This is a genomic window from Blautia sp. OF09-25XD (genome assembly GCF_003482095.1).
Classification (GTDB): Bacteria; Bacillota; Clostridia; order Lachnospirales; family Lachnospiraceae; genus Fusicatenibacter; species Fusicatenibacter saccharivorans.
This window is the reverse complement of sequence record NZ_QUMG01000009.1, coordinates 110,045-131,898: the sequence shown is the minus strand read 5'-3', so window position 1 is coordinate 131,898 and position 21,854 is coordinate 110,045. Positions and strand designations below refer to the sequence as shown.

The following is a 21,854-nucleotide window of genomic DNA, read 5'->3' as shown; positions in this document are numbered from 1 at the left end:
TGTCAAAAAGCGGCAAAGATAAGAAAAATCTCCTATGTGAAATTTCTTATTTTAAATATTTTCAATACTATAGATATACATCTATAAAGGAGGCCACTATAAATGAATAGAAAAGAAATCGCAGAAATTCGAAAGCTGCTCTGCATGCAAAAAAACCCAATTCACACTATCTACGGATGTTATGTTAATTCTGAGAAAGATCTCTTATCTGAATTCAAGCATCCGGCCTTATCCCTTCCAGAGGATGAACTTTTCAAATATCTGGACATCTTCAGAAAAGCTCTTTCCGGAAAGAAGGAAAAAAATTTAACACAGGTGGATTTTCCTCTGTCGGAAGAATCTGCCGGTGGAGCACAACACTTTTTATATCAATTCTGCAATGGAACGGGTGATATTCAGGAAGATGCGTTGGAAGAATTGTATGGAATCATCGTAGAAAATTATACTACAGTAGAAAACTATGCTATCCTTGTCGCTCTGGGGGCTTATGATGTACCGGGAAAGGCTACGGACGGAACGATAATGGATGATGCCTCCGAAACCACTTATTGCTTCATAATCTGCTGTATTTGCCCTGTTAAAAAGACAAGCAATGATCTCGGATATAATGAGAAGGAAGCCATTTTTGAAAATCTCGTCCGACTAGAAAAGGTCGCTCCGCCTGAAAATGCGTTTTTGTTTCCTTCTTTCGATGATCGCGCTTCAAACTGCCATTCTCTTCTCTATTATTCAAGAAGGGATATGCACGCGGAGTTCGTTGCAAACGGACTTAACTGTCAGCTCCCGTTATGGGAACCCGATCAAAAACAGTATTTTCAGGCAGCTGTTGATACTGCCTTTTCGTCACAGTACACTGTAGAAACATCCATTGAACTTTATCAGAACATCTGTGAAAAAGCGGAAGAATTGGAAGATCCAACAATCTCCAAAAACGGTTTACATCATATTCTGGAACAATGCGGCGCTACGGAAGACGATTTAAACGCATTTGACAGGGAGTTCCCAGATAATGTTGTCTTACATTCAAACAGCATCATTGATACCCGCAAATGCACCATATCCGCCTATGGCATGACGCTCAAAATCGACCGAGATCAGTTGGATCTGCTCGAAACAAGAAATATTGATGGACAAACATATCTTTGTATCCCCATCACGAACAACTTTCGTGTGAACGATGTTGAAATTAAGGGATAAGAAAAAGGACGGCAGCCATAGGTACTGTCGTCCTTTTCAATGTTTTCATTTCATACGATAAAATTTCTCCTCAGAGTAAAGGAGGGAGAGTCCCGCAGGCTCCTCCCCCGTCTGTAGGCTTCACAAGTTTCTACAGAACGATCACCAAGCTTAGTATATGGCATTTTGAACGGTCTTTCAATGTTCCAAGGCCTTCCCATACCATATTAGCTCAGAATCATTCTATGCTATTGTATAGCTTTCCGCAGATCTTTTTATTCCTGAACTGCATCTGATTAGATGTCTGTGACACTCCAATCTGCTCCATAATTTATCAGATTCCTAGCCCATAGAATAAAATTTTGCCTTAAAATAAACAACTTTCGTGTGCGCGTAATCGTGTAAAAAAAATATAACGAGTTTCATTTTCCGACCATCTTTGTACCACTGACACGTTTCCGTTTCCTGCAACTCGGTGCAATTTGGTGCAACATTGAATTCTTCTTAAATATCTGTGGTCCCACTAAAACACTGTATTTAAGCCTTAAAACAGTTTCGTTTAACAAGAGTAGTATATCATAGGCGAAAGCTTCTCACACTGATCCAGCGCATCCTGTGCTGTCACAGGCCGCGTGGACATCAGTGCCGGCGCTTTTACCGCTGTGTTTTTTGTTTCTGTATCGTTCATTTGTATTTCATACCTTTTCTCAAGAATAAATATAAGAAGTATAACAAACGTCATACCTGCACAATTTTAGCATGAAACCAGAAATTGTGCAAGATTCACAAGCGTATAAAATGCCCCCTTCCTGTCAGTGGTTTTTTCTCAAAACCAGCCGTCCAGGAAGCGAGCATTCCCTTTAATTTTTCTTTTTTTGTCTCCATTTTGAGAAAGACGAACCAATCAACAGGATCAGCACAAAAACAACGGCAACCGTTTCATAAATCTGCACGCCGGTGTTGACAGGATTGTCGTCAATTGAGCGGTAATCGCGCTCCAGACGCCACAGCATCGCCATCCGGTCCATGAAATCAATCTGCCGCGTGCCGTCCGTCTCGGTCTTAAAGACGGCACAGTAAAGATTCGTGTACCACTGGTCAAGAAGACTGACCCCTGATCGCCCGATCTTTCCGCTGCCGATCTCCTCGTCATTTTCATCATACAGAATCCTGCCGCTTCTCGAACTCTGGTAATCGAGCGGCGTTTCATCTACATCAAGGAAAATCAGTCTTGTATCTTTTCCATAGGAGGTATCCACATACTGCTCCTGCGCATAGCCAAGACACGTACCGGATGCGTCGTAATAGCCGTACGTCGTGCCGGAGCCTTCTCTGTCATTGATGGGCTCATCCTCCACATAGTCAATCGAAAACCACTCCTCCTCGTTGATATAGACCGTATTCTTCTGAAGATAGCCCGCCACTTTTCCGTCTGCCACAATCTTCGTCTTTCGTTTACTTCCATACAGGTCAAAGTAGATTTCTATGGTTTCTGCCGATGTAAGCGCCTCTTTTGCCTCATCCGCAGTTGCAAACTCAGATTCCGGCACTCTTTCTTTTCCGCAGCCGCCAAGCACCAGAGCGGCGGCAAGAAAAAGACCAGCGGCTGTATATATTCTCTTTTTCAACTGCCTTTTTCCTCCGCCTTACTTGTTATCTTTGTAATACTCATTTGCCTCATCGTACATCATATCGAGCAAGGCGTATTTATCCTGGAAATCCATCACCTGCGTACCGTTATCCTCCAGGTTCACATAGAGATTGCACTGTGAACCGGACCAGTCCATCTCTTTTTTCGCAGAACCGATCACCGTTCCGCCCTCTGTATAAATGGTATGTCCATCCTCTGATGCGTAATATGGTTTTTCGTTCAGATCTGCATCGAGAAAAATAATGTAATACGCTTCCGGCATCTGATCCGGTGTCGTCACGCGCTCCTGTGCATAGCCAAGCAGGTTGTTGTCCGGATCATAGAATGCATAGGTAGTAGCGGATTTTGTCATCTTATTGATTTCTTCGTCCGTCACAATTTTCATATGGAACCATTCTTCGCCGGAAATAGAGATCGTCCAGGTCTGATCAAAGAGACCGCTGTTTTTCATATACGCGGCAGCCTTTTCATCCGCATAAATGTTTCCCGAAGCGTCAACGTTATCCAGATCACAGCGCATGCGGACGGACGAAGCCGATGCAAGGGCTTCTTTTGCCACATCCGCGTTTTCATACCCTAACTTTTCTTCTGCCGCCGAGCAGCCGCACAGAAGCAGAAGTCCTGCTGTAAAACCCAAAAACAATTTTGTCGTTTTTCTCATAGATTCCCCTCTCTTTCTTTTGTCAGGACCGATTGGAAAGACCGCCGTCTTTGTCGCGTGCCAGTTCTCTTGCCGCCATCACAGCGAGTGCGGTCAGCTGCGGCAGATATTTTGCATCGTAGACAATCAGAAACGCATTGTCGAACATGATGTTTCCGACGGTAAGATCCATATTGTCGACGATGGCGCCGATCATAGTTCCGTTCAGTTTTACCGAGTAATTGTGGCCGATGGAGCCGGCGTATTCCCGGAGTTCCAGTTTTCCCTCCGGCAGTTCCATCGAGAACTGATCCCGTACGAGTGCAAACTGCTTTTTCAACACACCATACGGCTCGCCGTACAGATAAAAACGGTACGTCGGCAGCGCGTGGAGCAGTTCCTTCGTCATACGGAAGATTTCGGTGTGCATCGCATCGTAGATATAAAATGTTTTCAGCGGCACGGTGCTGTCGATCTCGTAAACCAGGTTTCCGTCTGTATCCTCCAGATCGAAATGCTGGCCCGTCAGGCGGTAATCCTCCGTGAAAGTGTAAATCTGGGACGCCGAAATCTTCTGAAACGGCTGTACCGTTCCAGTTTTGACGAAATGCTCCAGATTCGCTTTTAATTCGCTCTGGAACATCATCAGATCGGAATGGTAGCTTAGATGGTCTGCGAGGTTCTCTGCAACATCTTCATGAATCGGATACACGGGTGTGGTGAGTTTCTTTTTGATAAAGCCTTCGATGAAGGAATATCCCAAATAACCGACATGACCGTCTTTGGTCAGCCAGAAGTAGAGATATTCTCCCTTGGCGTCCGGTCCGAAAACGAGTGCTTTCTGCCGCATCGTGTAGAATTTTGCAAGCCATGCAGAACCGAACGGTGTATCGACGTTCTTGTAAGCCTCATAAAATTCTTCGATTTTCCGCGGCTTCTCCATGGAGATCATGGCAATCATATCCGTCATGGAATTGTAGTTCTCCGGGGTTGCCATGGACCAGATGGCAATGCCGAAAATCAGGACAACCGTGGCGATGGTGAGTGTGATCGTCTCTCCGTAGCCGACCGCCATCAGATAGATGCCCAGCAGCGTGACAGCGCCGCCTGCGATGCGGAATTTCCATTTTCTCTTTTTCAACTGAATACCGCCTCCTCTCTTTTCGTTACTTTTATTGTACTTGCTCCCCTTTTTTGTGTCAATTGAAACTCGCTCCTCCGCTCTATTTTGTTCTGCCTGGCGGGACAAAGAAAGCGTGTCGGCGCATCTTTTTTTGTCAGAATGCATCCGGCACGCTTTGTTTCAAAAATTTAATGAACGAAAAGAAATTATGAAATTGGAATCACGCGTCCCGTTTCTGCCATAGTTCGGTGGGAAATGGAAATTACGGTACGGTTTTTGGAAACCCTTTGCAATGCATTTAATACCATTTTTTCCGTCTCTGCATCAAGGTTTGCGGTAATCTCATCGAGGAGCAGAATTTCAGGCTCCGCTGCGGCTGCACGGGCAATCGAGAGGAGCTGCCACTGACCCTGTGAGAAGAGATCCTGTGTACAGATCGTATCATATTGGTCCGGAAGCGCCTCGATGGTCTTTGCAAGTCCGGTCAGCTCTGCTGCTTTTTTTACATCTGTATCCGAAATCTTTGCATCATACAAAGTAATCTGGTCTTTTACCGATCCCGGCACCATGTGGAACGACTGCTCCACATAGCCGAAAACCTTTCGTTTCTTCGCATCCGGCAGATCGACAGATGGAACGCCCCAAATCAGAACCATTCCTTTCTGTGGCTCATATAAACCGAGCAGCAGTTTGAAAATAGTACTCTTTCCGGCACCCGTTCGTCCCAAAAGTGTTACCTGCTCGCCTTTTTTGATCTGCAGACTTACATCGTTTAAGATGACCTGGCTTTCGTCATATCCAAACGTCACATTTTTTAGCTCAGCCGCTATGCCGTAATCTGTATTTTCAGTCAGCGCAGCCGGCTCTTTCTTCTCTTCCAGGCTGTAAAATTCATTGATTCTTTCCATACCGGCAAACGCAGACTGAATTGTCTGGATTTCCATACCAAGACTTTCGACCGGAGCAAAGATCTGGGAAATATAGTTTATAACAGCAACGGCGGTTCCGGCGGACATGCCGAACAGCTTTAAAACGGTCGAATTGCCGGAGGCCGAAAGCAGCATGACAACAGCAACAACAATGGCATTTAAAATCAGGATGACCGGAGAATAGACGGCATCGTAAAAATTGGTCTTCTCCATTGCGCTGTAGCTGTCATCAATATAGTGCGCATACTGCTGCTCCATATACGTCTCTTTCTGCAGACAGTGGATGGTACGGATGTTGTGCAGCGTCTCCGGAACGTGACCCGAAGCACGGCTGACTGCACGGCGATTGGCAATCTGGGAGGTCAGCATGTTTTTCTGGATGTAACGGGTAAAGAGGAACAGAACAGGGAGTAAAATAATCAGAACAATCGTAAGTCCACGATTAGTCACCCAGATGACGGCAAGAATGCTTAAGATTTTGCACGCATCGGCAAACATACTGATGATCCCGGAGGTAAACAGGTTTTCCACTGTGTCGACGTCACCGACAAATCTTGATACGAGAGCGCCCGGCTCCTGGCGGTTCAGCTCGTTGGCGGAAAGGCGTCCGAACTTTTCCATCAGACTGCTTCGGAGTGCATGTGTAATTTTCTGGCCGAATACCGTCAGAAGACTCTCTCGTGCCGACTCCAGAAGACCCGTCAGGGCAAGAAGTCCGAAATACAGCAGAATTCCTTCCATCCAGAGGGTATGCTTCTTTGTCAAAAGGTCAATCAGCTGTGCCAGCACAAGAGGCGGGAGCAGTGCGAAAATAACCGCACCGCAGACGACTCCCAAAAGTGCGGCTGATAAAACGCCGTGTTTTCGAACGGTTTCTTTGATTACCCGCAATACAGATTCTTTCTTTTGCATCAAAAGCTGCCTCCCTTCGTCTGATTGCTGCAGAGCTCTGCGTAGGACGGAACCGTTGCAAGGAGTTCCTCATGTGTGCCGACCTTCGTATGGCACTCATCCATCCAGATGACCTGATCCATCTGGTCGAACAGATAGAGGCGATGGGAAATGAGGATTATAATAGAGTCTTTTGCCAGCTCCTTTAAATTTACAAAAATTTGTGCCTCCGTCTCTTTGTCGAGTGCCGAAAACGGATCGTCGAGAACCAGAACCGGCCGTTTGTGGTACAGGGTTCGCGCAAGGGCAAGGCGCTGCGCCTGACCACCGGAGAGGCGGATACCGCCCGTTCCGACCAGGGTATGGATTCCGTTTTCCATTGCTTTCACTTCATCTTCCAGGCAGACGACTCGGATCATCTCCTCTGCGCCCTCTTTTCCCCCGAGACGGATATTCTCTTCCACACTTCCATGGAACAGCTCCTGGTCATGGCCAAGATAACCGACCATGCGGTTCCGGTCTGCTTTTTCCATTTTTCCAAGTTCTTTTCCGCCGAAGGTGATGCTTCCCTCATACGGCGACTCGCAGAGAAAAGTCTTTCCAAGCGTTGACTTTCCGCATGCGACAGGTCCCGTTACACCGATGATCTGCCAGGAGCCGCCTGAAACGACAGGTCATGGATGATCTCTTTTCCGTTTGGATAGGCAAAATGCAGGTGATCGACGTTAAGCTCTGCAGGCGCTGCGGCTGGAAGCTCCGGTTCTGTTTTGGAATTCTGCAGCAGAGGTTTGATTCGTTTCCAGGAAACCTGCGCTTTATGTACCGCATTAAAAAGCTTCGCAGCGCTCGATGATTTGGTGGCAAGCTTTGTGTAGCAGGACAAAAACGTGGTAAATACGGCGATGTTCCACGGTGTCCATCCCTCCTGCAGGACGTTTCTGCCTCCAAAATACAGGATAAACAGAATGCTCGTCATCGAGATCATACGGTAAATCGGCGGCATAGCTGTGTTCCAGATATTGGCGCGCACAGCGGCAGATTCGTAAGCCGAAAGATTCTCCTCATAAGCGGCCTTTCTGTCCTCCTCACAGCCAAAGACACGATACGTGATGGCATTTGTCGCACGGTCCAGGGTTGCAGCACTTAATGCACCCGACTGTACCTTATAGGCAGCGCCCGTTTTCTGTACCATGACCTTCATCTTTTCGGCAATCACGTAGGAAATGGGTGGGAAAATCATGCAGAGAAGAGCCAGGCGCCAGTCGTACCAGAGCAGCATACACGCATAGGCGAGAAGAGCAACACCGGTATCAAAGATTTCCGTTGTAAATTTCCGCATTCCTTCTACGCAATCGTCTACATCGAGAATGGCCTTCGTCAGTATATTTCCGGTACCTTCCGCTTCCAGCTCCAAACGGCTTTTGCGAACCAGCGTTCCGTAAAGAATCTGCTTCATATGCCGGTTGACGTTGTTGGCAAATCTTCTGACATAGAACCGTTTGAAATAGCGGGAAACCTGCACAATGCCAATACTCACGACATAGGCCGTGACCAGCATCAGCATCTGGTGGAAGGTTCCTGTGCCGCCGAGGAGATCAACCAGCTTTCCTGTCATTTTTCCCTCAAACCAGGGGCCTGCAAGAAGTCCCAGATTATAGATGAGACCGGAAACCGTAACAAAAAAGAGAATTTTCCATTCTTCCTGAAAGTAAGAGAGCATCCGGTTCGGGCGAAAGGTTTCATCCTTCATCGCTGCTGCCTCCTTCTGCTGTTGCTTTTATTGTTTTATCTGCTTTTTCACTTAAAATTTTTGAAAGTTCCGCAAAATGATTCTGCCGTTCTCTCTTCGATTTCCAGTACAGCTTGTCCAGTGTTTCGCAGAAGCTTTCTGCCTCCTTTTCCGGAAGCTCCAAAAGCAGCCATTCATAAAAAACCGTTTCAATTTCTGCTTTGGAATTTTTCAAAGTTTCTGCTTTTTCCGTAGCATACAGAAGCTGGCTTCTGCCGTCCCACGGATTCGGTTTCCGGATCAGATATCCCTTTGCCTCAAGGCTTGCAGCGCGTCTTGCAGCGGCTCCTTTATCAATCTTTAACTGTTCGCGCACTTCCGTCTGCGTGATGCCCGGATGATGGCGCACCAGATGGATAAAGTCAAATTCTGCTGTGCCGATGCCCTCTTCTTTCATTGCCTGAACCGTAAATTTCCCGGCTTCCCGCGCTATTTTTGTTATTTTCCGTTCTGTTGGATCCATTTTTCTGTTCCTCCTGTCCATTCTCAATCTGTTTCAAATAGATGCATATACAACTAATTAGATGATAGTACAACTAATCGAAATTGTCAATCTATAGATCTTCTGGTTGACGAAGTATCGTCCGAACTTTATAATAGAAGTATTCGGCTGTTAAAAACAGTCAGTCTATCAATAAGGAGATGTATCTTATATGGAAAAGAAACATACGCGCGGCAGCTTTACCGGATCGATCGGCTTCGTGCTTGCTGCCGCAGGAAGCGCGGTTGGACTGGGAAATATCTGGCGTTTCCCTTATCTTGCCGCAAAAGACGGAGGCGGAACCTTTATTTTAGTTTATATCGTACTGGCTCTGACCTTTGGATTTACCCTGCTGACAACTGATATTGCCATCGGAAGAAAAACCGGACAAAGTCCGCTTGTCGCTTACGGTAAAATTCACCCGGGCTGGAACGGTCTTGGCTTTCTCGCCAGTATCGTGCCGGTTGTCATCCTGCCTTACTACTGCTCCATTGGCGGCTGGGTATTAAAATACCTGTCTGTGTTTCTCACCGGACATGGCACTGCTGCTGCCGAGGATGGTTACTTTACCGGCTATATTACCGGTACATGGCAGCCGATTGTGTGGTTGGGAATCTATCTTTTTCTTACCGCATTCGTTGTATATCGTGGTGTCAATAAGGGAATTGAAAACTACAGCAAAATTCTGATGCCGATCCTTCTGATTTTAATCATCGGAATTTCCATTTTTTCGCTGACACTGACCCATACCGATGCAGACGGTGTAGTCCGTACGGGACTGCAGGGTATGAAAATTTATCTCGTTCCGAATTTTAAAGGAATGACGCCGCAGAAATTTTTCACCGTCTTTGTCGATGCACTCGGACAGCTTTTCTTTTCGATCAGCGTTGCGATGGGTATCATGGTTGCCTACGGTTCCTACGTAAAAAAAGAAACAAACCTGATGAAATCGATCAATCAGATTGAGATTTTTGACACCATTGTTGCGCTGCTTGCCGGTTTGATGATCGTTCCTGCCGTATTTACCTTTATGGGGACAGAGGGTATGTCTGCCGGCCCTGGTCTGATGTTTGTCTCCCTGCCGAAGGTCTTTCAGTCCATGGGAGCAGCAGGCGGCGTAATCGGAACCATTTTCTTTCTTATGGTCTCCTTTGCAGCCATTACATCTTCCGTATCGGTCATGGAATCCATTGTTTCCTGTATGATCGACAAATTTCACATCAGCAGAAAGAAGAGCACTGTGATTGTAACGGTTTATGCGTATCTCGTCGGTATCATCGTATGCCTCGGCTACAATGCGCTTTATTTTGAACTGAAGCTTCCAAATGGCGCAACGGCTCAGATCCTGGATGTCATGGATTTTATCAGCAATAACCTTCTGATGCCGCTTGTTGCACTTCTCTCCTGTATTCTGATCGGATGGGTTGTAAAGCCGCAGGTCATCATCGATGAGGTGACGCTGGGAGGATATAAGTTCGGTCGAAAGAGGCTGTATATCGTCATGGTGAAGTTTATTGCACCCGTGCTCCTTGCCGCACTGCTGCTGCAGTCGTTCGGTATTTTAAACGTCTGATCACTGCGATACCAGATTGCTATGTGCTTTGCACTCACGCAATCTTCAAAACATTCGTAATCCGCTCATTTTCCTTCGAAAAATGGCTCCTTACTTATGTTTTTGGCGAGTCAAGAGATCAAAAAAGCATGTTTTCCGGTGGCTTTTCCAGAAAACATGCTTTTTTTGTGCCTGTCTGCACATATTTCTAACAGGTGAAACCCTTACATCCTGCGAATTAACGTTCCATTTACACCAAGTATCTCTCCATCAAATTCCCGGGCAAAAAGTACTTCCCCGTCTCCTTTTACTTTTATCTCCTCATCCGATGCGTTGAGCAGAACTTCGATTTTATTTCCCTCTTCGTCTAGTTTAATATACTCTACACACCGATCATTTTCATAACCATTCGGAAAATGGAAATGCAGGCTTCTGCACACTTTTTCATTTCTTCGAAGCATGATCAGTTTCCGCATCGTTGCAATTTTTTTTCTGATTCTCTTCGCTTTCAATTTCACTCCAAGGCATACATCTTCTGCAGTCCGGATCATGAGCGCCTTCCATTGCGATCTCCGTTCCATAATAAATACAGGGGCTTCCCGGAAGCGTAAAAAGGATTGCAAGCTGCTGGTAGAACTTGTCCAGATCGTGAAAACGGTTCATCAGCCTCTCGGTATCGTGGGAATCCAGGAGATTAAAAAGTACATCGTTATTCTGCTGCATATACATGGTATAGCAACGGTTTACCATATATTCAAATTCTTCTTTTTTCATTGTTTTATCAAGAAAGAAATCATGGATTCCACTCAGCAGCGGGTAGTTCATGACAGAATCATATTCATCTCCCTGCAGCCACTGGCTTGCATCATGCCAGATTTCCCCCAGAAGATAAATATCCGGCTTTATCGTTTTTAAATGCTCTCTTATCCGCTTTAAGAACCTGTGCGCCACTTCGTTTCCTACATCGAAACGAATTCCGTCGATATCAAACTCCCGTACCCAGTCCTCACAGATTTTACAGAAATACTGTATCACCTCTTCATTGTTTGTGTTCAGCTTTGGCATCCCGTCTGTAAATGCAAAGGAATAGAACCGTCGGTCTCTGGTGTCTCCCCTTTTTTGAACCTGTTCCCAGTCCTCTACCATAAACCAGTCCGCATAACGAGACTCTTTTCCATGCTCCAGGATATCTATCCACGGCTCAAATTTTCTTCCACTATGATTAAACACTGCATCTACCATAATGCGGATTCCTTTTTCATGTGCTTCTTTGCAAAGCACTTTCATTGTATCCGCATCGCCAAAAAACGGATCTATTTTTGTATAATCGGTCGTGTCATATTTGTGGTTGGACTCTGCTTTCATAATCGGATTCAGATAAATACCGGTAATCCCAAGTTCCTGCAGATACGATAATCTCTGACGGATCCCTTCCAGATTTCCTCCGAATTTTTCTTCGTTTGTTACGGTTCCGTGATTTCTCCAGGGTGTGATATCATCTCCGTTTTTTTCCGGTGTCCCGTTGCAGAACCGATCCGGGAAAATCTGATACCAGATCGTTTCGTTTACCCATGCCGGTGTGCGATTGATATCTGCCGGGTTCATCCAGGGTACAATAAAGCACTGCTGCATACGGCCATCCATCCGGAGCTGTTCTTCTGTCAGGAAACCATCCTCAAAATAATACCAGACTTCCTTTTCCGTCCGCAGCTCGAAATAATATTTGCATCTTTTGTATTCCGGAAGAAGCGTTGTTGTCCACCAGATCTGATAAGGCAGACGTTTTTTTATATATCATTTCCTCTCTTTTTCCGATCCACTTTTCTTTTCCGCCCAAAATTCCGGCTTCATAAGGATCTCCGTAATGGATAAAAACCTGTTTTACATCATATCCTGTCTTGATATTGACAATCAGTCTGTCCTCATCCAGGGCATAACTCATCTGTTCTGAAGTTTTATGGTATACACCGCTAAATTCCATCTCATTTTCCTCCCGTATAGCTCTAAAGCTGTTTTTTGCATCCTTGTAAGAAACACGATCACTTTTTGTTTCGCATTGTTTCGTAACTTTACTATAAGCCTTTTTTATTTCTTCGTCAATCAATTTCCATTTTTCCCTGCGCTTTCGTAAAATTCAGATAATTTTCAGGATGATTTTTGTGCAGGATGCTTTCTTTTTCGAAACTTAACGAAACATTTCTTTTTCAAGGTATTGATTGCTTTTTATCTTATGATTTTATATAATGATACCGGGATCAAAAGGTCTTTTGACACCTATGATAGCTGGGAGTTTACATTTTTTGTTTTGTGAAAGGATTGCCGATTATGACTACCATTCAGGATATTGCTGATAAAATGGGAGTTTCCAAGAGCACGGTATCCAAAGCGCTCAATGACGCGCCTGATATCAGCGATGCTTTACGGAAACAGGTTTTGGAAACTGCCGTAGCTCTGGGTTATACGAAGCTGCGGCGTTATAAGAAACCAACGAAAAAAGTCTGTATTATAATAGAAAAAGAAAATATGCGGTATCAGGAACCGCATCATTTTGCCTATGATATCCTAGTGGGTTTTCGTCAGATGGCAGAACCTGCCGGATTTGATGTTGAAATTGTACCCGTTGATATTAAGACCCAAAGAAACCAGCATTATGATGTTTTTATGCTGGAGCATGATTATATAGGAGCTTTTGTGGTCGGCTTTTCCCTGAGCGATCCCTGGATTCAAGACTTTAAAATCAGCCGCACACCGGCTGTTCTTTTCGACAACTATATAGTAGGGAATCCTTCCACCGCTTATGTAGGTATTGATAATGAGGAGGGAATGGAGCTTGCCGTCTCTTATCTTGCCGGACTTGGACACCGGAAGATCGCCTATCTGAGCAGCTCCCTCGGTGCCCGGGTTCTCCAGGCACGCCATGCTGCCTTTCTCCGTTCCATGCACCAGCATGGACTGAAGACTTCTCCTGCTGCGATCGGCTGTTCTTATTATCTGTCAGAATGTATGGAAAAGCATCTTCCCCGTTTTCTGGAAAACGGAATCACTGCTATTATTTGCAACCAGGATACCCTTGCTAGTGCAACGCTCACGCAATGTCAGCAGCTGGGATTCCAGATTCCTGATGATATCAGCATTATCGGATTTGATGATCTGCCGATTGCTGCTTGTACGTCACCGCCCCTTACAACCATCAGACAAGATCGGCTGGAGCTCGGAAAAAGTGGATTTTTTGCATTGTCAAGTCTTCTCAATCACATCCCAATCAGTACGTATTTGTTGCATGCACAGCTGATTCAGCGGGAATCGACAGGGAAGGTTCCTTCATAAATTCATCTCATCAACAATATTTGCCGGTTTTGCAGTCATTTCTACCCATGCCGGTATAAAACCGCTTTTGACAGCGTTTCTTACAGATCTGACATTAGACCAGGCGGTACAGTAAAAAGGTACTTTTCCCCTGTTTATGATCTCTTTTGTAAGTCTGCTTGTCAGTGCAGAGGCAATCCCCTGTCGTCTGTATTCCGGCAAGACATCCACACCGATCTGCCACATATCGTCGCAATCGGCAGAACAGGCGGCAAGTCCCACCAGCGTACTTCCATCATATGCGCCGACGCCAAGTACATCCAGATTCTTCCGATCTTCGCAAAGCGCATTGCTCCATTCCGGTCGATACAAATCCGCAAAATCTTCCTGTGTCAATACTCGTGTCTCATAGGCGCAGGAAAGAGTCGGTATCCGGCTGATGTCCGGCAGATAGTATTCTGCCATGAAACATATTTTGTGACCTTTTTCAGCTAAACGTTCATTCAGCCAATGCATGTTTGGTGTCTCAAAACAGTGGTAAAATTCGAATTTGTCTACATACGCAGATACCAGATCCATCGTCTCCGGTATGGAAGCCGCCATGATATTATTTCCATAGGAAACCAGATTGCAGGTAATAGGCTCTTTCAAATATTTGCGGGCCTTCTTTCCTAATTTTATGGGAACAACAACATTTTTGTCCGCCTTGAAATCTTCCACGCGGCACCCCATATCTTCCGCAGACTGCCTCATGGCAAGCTCCATCATTTCACGATTCATCATATGCTTTTCTCCTTTATGAGTTTGTAATAGAAACTGCTGGGCATCAGAGAAGCTCATTCCCTGCAGTTATTTCTGTGGATCAATTTATGATTATTCCTGGCTCTTTTTCATCTCTGCCTCAAATGTGTTTTCCGTCATATGCGCCCGCAGAATATGAAGCAGCACTCCCGCCGCCCGCTCCATTGCAGCCGGATCGATAGAGGAATAGTTCATGACATACGTATTTTCCTGCTTTATTGCCTCCGCCGCATCCGCGTAATAGCCGGAGAGCGGCTTTAATTTCACACCACGGGATTTCGCCTGCGTGACAATCGACTCTTCTTTCAAATCCGTGCGAAGATGCATCAGAAAATGAACGCCTGCTTCTTCCTCCTCGATGGTCACGTAATCACCGAGCGGCTTCTTTTCGAGTTCCTGTAAAATCAGATCTCGTTTGTTCTGATAATAGTTTCGCAGCCGGTTGATATGTTTTTCGAAACTGCCATTCTCAATAAACTCTGCCAGTGTGTACTGCTCAAAGTTGGAGACGGTGCAGGAATAAAACGACAGCTCGCGATAAAATTTCTCCGCTAATGTCTGCGGAAGCACCATATAGCTGATCCGTACCGTGGAGGCAAGTGTTTTCGTAAACGTATTCATATAGATGACCTTGTCCGAAACGTCGATACTCTGCAGTGTCGGAAACGGCTTTCCGCCGAGACGCAGCTCACTGTCATAATCGTCCTCAATGATATAGTGATGATCTGATTTTGCTGCCCAGCCGAGCAGTTCATAACGGCGGCTGACCGGCATGACTGTCCCGGTTGGAAAGTGATGGGACGGGGAGGTATGAATAATATCAACCGATCTTTTTTCCAGCTCCTGCACCGAAACACCGTCCTGGTCGAGCAGCACTGGCTCGTACCGTACCTTCATGCTCTCATAAATCCGCGCAATTTTGTGATACCCGGGATCCTCTACTCCATAAACAAGATCGTTTCCGAGAAGCTGAATCAGAAGGTTATGCAGATACTCCGTTCCTGCGCCGACAATAATCTGCTCCGGCAGCACCTGCATGCCGCGGAACTCACGCAGATATTTTGCAATCGCACTGCGCAGCTTTAAAATCCCGGCGCAGGGAGAATTGATCATGAGCTGGATGCGGTTGTCATTCAAGACAGCACGCACCGTCCGCGTCCAGATTGTAAAGGGAAAAATCTCGCTGTCCGTCTGATTGCTGGAAAAATCCGCAAAATAGGAAGTCTCCCCGTTTGCCACCTGCAGGATCTCTTTTGGCACCGCATCCCGCATGGAATCCTCAATTTCCAGATCAGCCGCATAGAATCCGCGCTTTGGCATGGAATACAGATAGCCTTCCGCAACAAGCTGCGCATAGGCATTCTCGACGGTAATCACACTGATGCCCAGATTTTTTGCAAACGTTCGTTTCGACGGCAGCTTCTCTCCCGGACGGATATTTCCCAGTAATATGTCGTTTTTGATACATTTATATAAATATTCATACAGGGAATCTGACCCTATATTGGAAAAATTATACGTCAGCATTCGACCATTCTCCTCTTATCTGACCTTACTGAATATATTTGTTTTGGCGATTTTTTTATAGTCACTTTACCAGTATACTGTGAGGCAGAGCAAAAGTAAAGCCAAAACAGAAACAAAATTTATCACCTGATATTTATCAGGCAAGGAGGAGATTATTATGACAGCAGCAAATGAGAGATACAAACTGAACAAAGAACTGGCACAGATGTTAAAAGGTGGTGTGATCATGGATGTTACCACACCGGAACAGGCCCACATCGCAGAGGAAGCTGGTGCCTGTGCCGTTATGGCACTGGAGCGGATTCCGGCAGACATCCGTGCCGCCGGCGGCGTTTCCCGTATGAGTGATCCGAAGATGATCCGCGGCATTCAGGAAGCCGTTTCCATTCCGGTTATGGCAAAATGCCGCATCGGCCACTTTGTAGAGGCACAGGTTCTTGAAGCCATCGAAATCGACTACATCGACGAGAGTGAGGTTCTCTCCCCGGCGGATGATGTCTACCATATCAACAAACGAAATTTCAAAGTACCGTTTGTCTGCGGTGCAAAAGATCTCGGCGAGGCACTCCGCCGGATCAACGAGGGAGCGTCTATGATCCGTACCAAAGGTGAGCCGGGAACCGGCGATATCGTACAGGCGGTCCGCCATATGAGAAAAATGAACAGCGAAATTCAGAAACTGACCTCAATGCGTGAGGATGAGCTGTTTGAGGCAGCCAAGGTCCTGCAGGTTCCGTACGATCTTGTTCAGTATGTTCATGATAACGGCCGTCTCCCGGTTGTCAACTTTGCAGCCGGCGGTGTGGCAACTCCTGCCGATGCAGCGCTGATGATGCAGCTTGGAGCAGAGGGTGTTTTTGTTGGTTCCGGTATCTTCAAATCCGGCAACCCGGCAAAACGTGCGGCTTCCATCGTAAAAGCCGTTACCAACTACACCGATGCGAAACTGATCGCAGAACTCTCCGCTGATCTCGGCGAGGCTATGGTCGGCATCAACGAGCAGGAAATCGCCTTACTGATGGCAGAAAGAGGAAAATAATGAAAATTGGAGTGCTTGCACTGCAGGGTGCGTTTGCAGAACATGAAAAAGTATTAGAGCAGCTTGGCGCCGAATGCATCGAACTGCGTCAGGCCCGCGATCTTGCCGAGCCTTACGATGCACTTGTACTACCGGGCGGCGAGAGTACCGTTCAGGGAAAGCTTTTAAAAGAGCTTGGCATGTTCGATATCATGAAAAGCCAGATTGAAAACGGCATGCCGGTCCTCGCAACCTGCGCCGGTGCGATTCTTCTGGCCGAAACGATCGACGGACAGATCAAGGGACAGCCGGAACAGTATTTCGGCACGATTCCGATGTGCATCAGGCGGAATGCCTACGGCCGCCAGTTAGGCAGCTTCCACACAGAAGCACCGGTTGCGGGCATCGGAACAGTGCCGATGACGTTTATCCGTGCGCCGTATATTGCATCTGTGGGGGATGGCGTGGAAGTGCTCGCGGTTGTGGAAGAGCGGATCGTCGGTGTAAAATACAAAAACCAGATGACCTTCTCCTTCCACCCGGAACTCGACCCGGATGTGCGGATTCATAAGGCGTTTTTGGAGATGATATAAGACGGATAAAACAATAGCAGACTCAAAAAGCAATGCAAAAATCTGATCGTAAAAAGCTCCAGCTTCAAAGAGAAACTGGAGCTTTCTCATTGTGTTTCGCTGCTGTTTCGCCGCACAGGAGTGTGACGCAGCGCTTTTTCTGTTTGAGAAACTATTTGATACGTTTCAGTTCATACTGTCTCGTACCAAGACCAATTTTCTCTGCCTGGTCGAGGGTTGCCTGCCATTCAATGTTCGGATTGGAATCCTTGAAATGATCGTGGTGGCAATGCCATCCCGGCTCTGCAAGATGCTCGCCAAGCTGACTGTTTTCGATCGGAGTTGCCTTCAGGCAGGCATCGGCACACGCCTGATCAAGAGCAACCGGGTCGAAGCTTGCAAACATTCCGATATCCGGCAGGATCGGAGCATCGTTCTCCCCATGGCAGTCACAGTTCGGGCTGATATCCTGTACCAGCGAGATATGGAAGCACGGACGTCCATGGCAGACAGCCTGCGCATACTCTGCCATTTTCCGGTCAAGAAGCTCGTTTGCACTGCTGTTTGGATTATAAACCGCATCAAAGCTGCAGGCACCGATGCAGCGGCCACAGCCTTTACATTTATCATAGTCAATGACTGCTTTTTTATCTACATAGGAAATCGCGTCACTTCCGCATTCTTTTGCGCAGCGGTGGCAGCCACGACAGACCTCCGTATTGATTGCCGGTTTTCCACTGGCATGCTGCTGCATCTTTCCGGCGCGGCTTCCGCATCCCATACCGATATTTTTCAGTGCACCGCCAAAGCCCGTTGCTTCATGGCCTTTGAAGTGGCTCAGACTGATAAAAATATCTGCGTCCATGATTGCATGACCAATCAATGCTGTTTTGCAATATTCTCCGTTGACAACCGGAACTTCGATTTCATCGGTTCCTCGCACTCCATCTCCGATGATAATCTGGCATCCTGTGGTAATGGTATTGAATCCATTCAGATTCGCACAGTCAAGATGCTCCAGGGCATTTTTTCTGCTGCCCGGATATAACGTATTGCAGTCTGTCAGAAACGGAAGGCCTCCCTGCTCTTTACAGAGATCTGCAACCACTTTCGCATAATTCGGACGAAGAAACGCCATGTTTCCCAGTTCGCCAAAATGCATTTTGATTGCGATGAATTTGCCTTCCATATCAATGTCTTTGATGCCAGCAGCAATACAGAGCTTTTTCAGCTTGTCAAGCTGACTCGTTCCAACCGGACATCGAAAGTCGGTAAAATAAACCGTTGACTTTTCCATTTTGTCATTCCTCCTGATTTGTCATTTTTTGACAGCATATCACTTCAAGCTAGGTTGAAGTCAAGTATAATTTGTGGTCTTCTGTTTGTCTCATGGGCTTGTCTTTTTTCTGGATTTTTCGTATACTGAATATAGTTTTTAAGCAACTGAAAATACAGAAGTGCTTTGGAGGTCATGTTTATGATAAAGGCAGTATTATTCGATATGGATGGTATCCTGTTTGACACCGAGATTGTAATGAAAGAGGGCTGGCAAAAAGCTGCCCGGGAGCTGAATTTTACGCTCACGGAGGAACATCTTTCGCAGATGCGCGGCAGTGCGCTTCCGCGGAGCAGAAAGCTGTTTGAGGAGTGGTTTCACGGACAGGTGACATACGATGAAGGACGCGCAATCCGCACGGCGTATCTAAACGATTATATTCGACGCAACGGTGTCCCGGAAAAGCCAGGGCTTCATGAGTTTCTTTCCTGGCTCAAAGAGCATTCGATCAAAGTTGCCGTTGCTACTTCTACAACGCGGCGCGTTGCGGAAGACTATTGGAAACAGTCTGGCATTGACCAGTATATCAATGCTTCAGTCTGCGGGGATGAGGTAATCAACAGCAAGCCGGATCCGGAAATTTTCTTAAAAGCAGCGTCTCTTCTGAAAGTTCCGATTGCTGCATGCATAGTAGCCGAAGACAGCATCAATGGTCTGAAGGCCGCGCGTGCAGCTGGTGCCATCTCCTGCATGATCCCGGATCTGACACCGTATACAAAAGAGCTTTTTCCATTTTGTGATTATGTGAGTCCTTCTCTTTTGGCCTGTAAAGAAATTCTGCTGCAGACTCCAGAAGCGGACAAACTGAAAAGCTGGAAGTAAAAAATCATACATAAATTCAATTATTTTACTGTAAGAAAGTCCTCCACACAGAATCTTTCTGCTGCGGAGGACTTTCCTTAACACGTTTTCATCATCTGTTCGTTTATTCTACATCTACCGGCGAATCATACAATTCCATAACATTGTAGATCTGTTCTGCTGCTGTTGTACGCAGTTTCTGCTGTGTGCTCTGGTTTGCGCATTTTTCGTATTCACGCATGAAGGCAGTTGCTGCGGTGTCAACATCTTCGGCATTTTTCAGTCTGTCCAGCAGATTCGGATTGTAGTCGGAAAGGTAGGCCATCAGACTGTCGAGCTGGCCGGACAGGCTTCCAAGGCTCTTTCCAAGATCAATGGTATATCGGCACAGATACTCTTTGATCGTTGGATCTGTAAAACCACAGAGACCATATCCATATCTTCCGCCACTGTAAAGGCCAAAACGGGAACTTCGGATCACTTCGTCACGGGAAATGATTCCGGCATCAACAAGGTTCGTGTACTGCTCTCCGCTCAGGCTTGTGCGGCTGGTAGAGCCATACTCAAGCAGTGTCGGATTGAGGTCTGTGGATGCCTCGTTTGCAATATTTCCCATAATACCGGCGGCTCCTTCTTTTGTAAATCCGTGCATCAGGAAGTAATTCCAGATCTTTTCTGCGTTCGTTCCACCGATTTCATCGTCGGCTGCAAAACGACGGATCGTCAGAATCGTGTCACAGTCCACTGGGCGGTCGCAGGTGATACCGGCGTTTTCGTTCAGCGCTTCTACGATTTTTCCTTCTCCGTCATACAGCGCCACATGGCCATTATAGCAAATAACATCGCCTGCGCGTGCCTCATCCAGGCTTGCAACCTCCGTTCCAAGGCTGCGCCATCCGCCGGAGATCGTATATTCACCGTCGTACGCACCGCAACGGGTCAGAATCTGCCATACAAAATGAGAGCAGTCAATACCGTCCGTCAGGGAGTTTCCACCCCAGACGTATGGTCTGCCAACGAACTGTTTTGCAAATGTGATAATACCGTTTCCGGTTGAGGTTTTTACTTCATAAACCGTTTCTTTTTTATAGGGAAAGGCTTCATTTTCAGACGGATCAATCACCTGATCCGCCAGTTTCATCTGATCCTCTCCGGTGCCGGTTACATATTCCAGCGCCTCTTTTCCCTGCTGCAGATAATCCGTACGGACAAAACCGCGGACGTCGCCCGATTCAATATAAACCCACTCCTGATCCGCATCGGCGATCACAAAGCAGAGTGCCTTTGCCGGAAGTGTTCCCACGATCCGTGCGCTGGTGGAACCGCTTTCGCGGACGTTTAATCTGGTATCGACCTTTGCGTAGGCGTACGCTTTGTCGACCTGTGCGAAACCTGCGCGGAGATCTTTTTTCATGGAGCTGATATATTTTCCGTAATCAATCGTCTGAATCCAGTCATCCGCCTGTGTCTCATCATTTTTCGGTGTTTCTGTCGGTGCTGGTGCAGGCGTCTCGGTTGGCACCGGGGTTTCAGTTGGTTCCGGGGTTTCGGACGGGGCTGGAGTCGGCGTTTCACTTGGGGATGGCGTTACCGACGGTTCTGGAGTTTCGCCTGGAGTTGGTTCCGGGGTTTCACTTGGAGATGGCTCCGGCATCTCGCCTGGATTCGGGTCTTCCGGTGTCTCCGTTGGATTCGGATCCTCTGTCGGTTCTGGCGTTTCCGGTACTTCTGGCTCCTCTGTGGAAGCGGCATTTTCATCCTGAGATGGTACGGACGGTTCTTCTGCTGGTGTCTCGGTTTCCTGTGTTTCTACAGCCGTAACAACGGCTTCTTCTGTGTTTCCGTTTTCCGTTTCACTTTGCATGGCCGGTGCATCCGCCTGATCTTTCTGCGTTTCCTGCACCGTTTTCGCTGTCTCCTCTGCATGCGCCGGTGCAGCCGAACCGAGAAGCATTCCGGCTGCCACGCCGAACGCTGTTACCGTTGTGCCAAATTTTTTCTTTGAAATCATATATGTTTTGCTCTCCTCTCTGCTGTTTGTCGATTTCTGCCTGCCATTTTCTGCTTTTGAGGCCGTTCGGATGAAATCACAAAAACGTATCGTTCCTGTAAAGTCTGGCCTCTTTTTTTGAAGATAAACCAAAAATGATATCATTTATTTTCATTGTGCAAAAATTTCACGTATTTTCTATATTGTATCACAGACAACAGCAGATGCAAAGAAACAAATCACATATTGAGGAATTTTTCTGTTTAACGCG

The 21,854-nt window shown here is 46.7% G+C and carries 17 protein-coding genes and 1 pseudogene; 6 read left to right on the top strand and 12 right to left on the bottom strand.

From position 1 onward, the window contains the following. Positions 1-102: 102 nt before the first annotated feature. Positions 103-1,197: a DUF4317 family protein gene (locus DXA93_RS09445; RefSeq protein ID WP_118700438.1), complete on the top strand. Its 1,095-nt coding sequence runs from the start codon at positions 103-105 to the stop codon at positions 1,195-1,197. An 839-nt stretch (positions 1,198-2,036) separates the two neighbouring features. Here the strand turns inward: DXA93_RS09445 and DXA93_RS09440 are convergent. The 7 genes from DXA93_RS09440 to DXA93_RS09415 form a co-directional block, all read right to left on the bottom strand. Then, the gene (locus tag DXA93_RS09440; protein WP_117508922.1) at positions 2,037-2,804 is read right to left on the bottom strand and encodes a hypothetical protein; all 768 of its coding nucleotides are present in this window, start codon (positions 2,802-2,804) and stop codon (positions 2,037-2,039) included. Positions 2,805-2,822: 18 nt separating this feature from the next. Next, a complete protein-coding gene (locus tag DXA93_RS09435; protein ID WP_055228134.1) occupies positions 2,823-3,488 on the bottom strand; it encodes a hypothetical protein in 666 nt (221 codons plus the stop codon). A gap of 22 nt (positions 3,489-3,510) precedes the next feature. After that, positions 3,511-4,608, bottom strand: coding sequence for a hypothetical protein (locus DXA93_RS09430; RefSeq protein ID WP_117508921.1), 1,098 nt, complete (start codon positions 4,606-4,608; stop codon positions 3,511-3,513). Positions 4,609-4,796: 188 nt separating this feature from the next. Then, positions 4,797-6,431 carry an ABC transporter ATP-binding protein gene (locus DXA93_RS09425; protein ID WP_117804966.1) on the bottom strand — a complete coding sequence of 545 codons (1,635 nt, stop codon included), beginning with the start codon at positions 6,429-6,431 and terminating at the stop codon, positions 4,797-4,799. Further along, complete coding sequence (locus DXA93_RS18465) at positions 6,431-7,054, bottom strand: ATP-binding cassette domain-containing protein (RefSeq protein WP_243109194.1); 624 nt, start codon at positions 7,052-7,054, stop codon at positions 6,431-6,433. The genes DXA93_RS09425 and DXA93_RS18465 overlap by 1 nt, the downstream gene beginning before the upstream one ends. Next, positions 7,045-8,160, bottom strand: coding sequence for an ABC transporter transmembrane domain-containing protein (locus DXA93_RS18460; RefSeq protein ID WP_243109192.1), 1,116 nt, complete (start codon positions 8,158-8,160; stop codon positions 7,045-7,047). The genes DXA93_RS18465 and DXA93_RS18460 overlap by 10 nt, the downstream gene beginning before the upstream one ends. After that, positions 8,150-8,662: a MarR family winged helix-turn-helix transcriptional regulator gene (locus tag DXA93_RS09415; RefSeq protein ID WP_022461532.1), complete on the bottom strand. Its 513-nt coding sequence runs from the start codon at positions 8,660-8,662 to the stop codon at positions 8,150-8,152. The genes DXA93_RS18460 and DXA93_RS09415 overlap by 11 nt, the downstream gene beginning before the upstream one ends. Before the next feature lie 190 nt (positions 8,663-8,852). On the opposite strand from DXA93_RS09415, the gene DXA93_RS09410 reads away from it, so the two are divergent. Beyond that, entirely contained in the window at positions 8,853-10,253 is a 1,401-nt protein-coding gene (locus DXA93_RS09410; RefSeq protein WP_119208143.1) for a sodium-dependent transporter, read from the top strand. Positions 10,254-10,456: 203 nt separating this feature from the next. Here the strand turns inward: DXA93_RS09410 and DXA93_RS09405 are convergent. Beyond that, positions 10,457-12,213, bottom strand: a pseudogene (locus tag DXA93_RS09405) (glycoside hydrolase family 13 protein). A 344-nt stretch (positions 12,214-12,557) separates the two neighbouring features. Here DXA93_RS09405 and DXA93_RS09400 point away from each other — a divergent pair. Beyond that, a complete protein-coding gene (locus tag DXA93_RS09400; protein ID WP_117804963.1) occupies positions 12,558-13,559 on the top strand; it encodes a LacI family DNA-binding transcriptional regulator in 1,002 nt (333 codons plus the stop codon). On the opposite strand, the gene DXA93_RS09395 is transcribed toward DXA93_RS09400, so the two are convergent. Both DXA93_RS09395 and pdxR read right to left on the bottom strand, forming a co-directional pair. Further along, positions 13,554-14,321: a GNAT family N-acetyltransferase gene (locus DXA93_RS09395; protein WP_118666231.1), complete on the bottom strand. Its 768-nt coding sequence runs from the start codon at positions 14,319-14,321 to the stop codon at positions 13,554-13,556. The genes DXA93_RS09400 and DXA93_RS09395 overlap by 6 nt on opposite strands. 90 nt (positions 14,322-14,411) lie before the next feature. Then, a complete protein-coding gene (gene pdxR, locus DXA93_RS09390; protein ID WP_119208141.1) occupies positions 14,412-15,866 on the bottom strand; it encodes a MocR-like pyridoxine biosynthesis transcription factor PdxR in 1,455 nt (484 codons plus the stop codon). A 157-nt stretch (positions 15,867-16,023) separates the two neighbouring features. Between pdxR and pdxS the strand changes: the two genes are divergently transcribed. Then, entirely contained in the window at positions 16,024-16,905 is an 882-nt protein-coding gene (gene pdxS, locus DXA93_RS09385; protein WP_118700430.1) for a pyridoxal 5'-phosphate synthase lyase subunit PdxS, read from the top strand. Then, positions 16,905-17,477, top strand: coding sequence for a pyridoxal 5'-phosphate synthase glutaminase subunit PdxT (gene pdxT / locus DXA93_RS09380; RefSeq protein WP_119208139.1), 573 nt, complete (start codon positions 16,905-16,907; stop codon positions 17,475-17,477). Before pdxS ends, pdxT begins: the two co-directional genes overlap by 1 nt. 151 nt (positions 17,478-17,628) lie before the next feature. Here the strand turns inward: pdxT and DXA93_RS09375 are convergent, their stop codons facing one another. Then, a complete protein-coding gene (locus DXA93_RS09375) occupies positions 17,629-18,753 on the bottom strand; it encodes a DUF362 domain-containing protein (protein WP_119208137.1) in 1,125 nt (374 codons plus the stop codon). Positions 18,754-18,933: 180 nt separating this feature from the next. Here DXA93_RS09375 and DXA93_RS09370 point away from each other — a divergent pair, with 180 nt between their 5' ends. Beyond that, positions 18,934-19,614, top strand: a complete 681-nt coding sequence (locus DXA93_RS09370; RefSeq protein ID WP_119208135.1) for an HAD family hydrolase — start codon at positions 18,934-18,936, stop codon at positions 19,612-19,614. Between the two features lie 103 nt (positions 19,615-19,717). Here DXA93_RS09370 and DXA93_RS09365 read toward each other — a convergent pair whose 3' ends face one another. Continuing rightward, a complete protein-coding gene (locus DXA93_RS09365) occupies positions 19,718-21,604 on the bottom strand; it encodes a phage tail tip lysozyme (protein ID WP_119208133.1) in 1,887 nt (628 codons plus the stop codon). Positions 21,605-21,854: the final 250 nt, after the last annotated feature.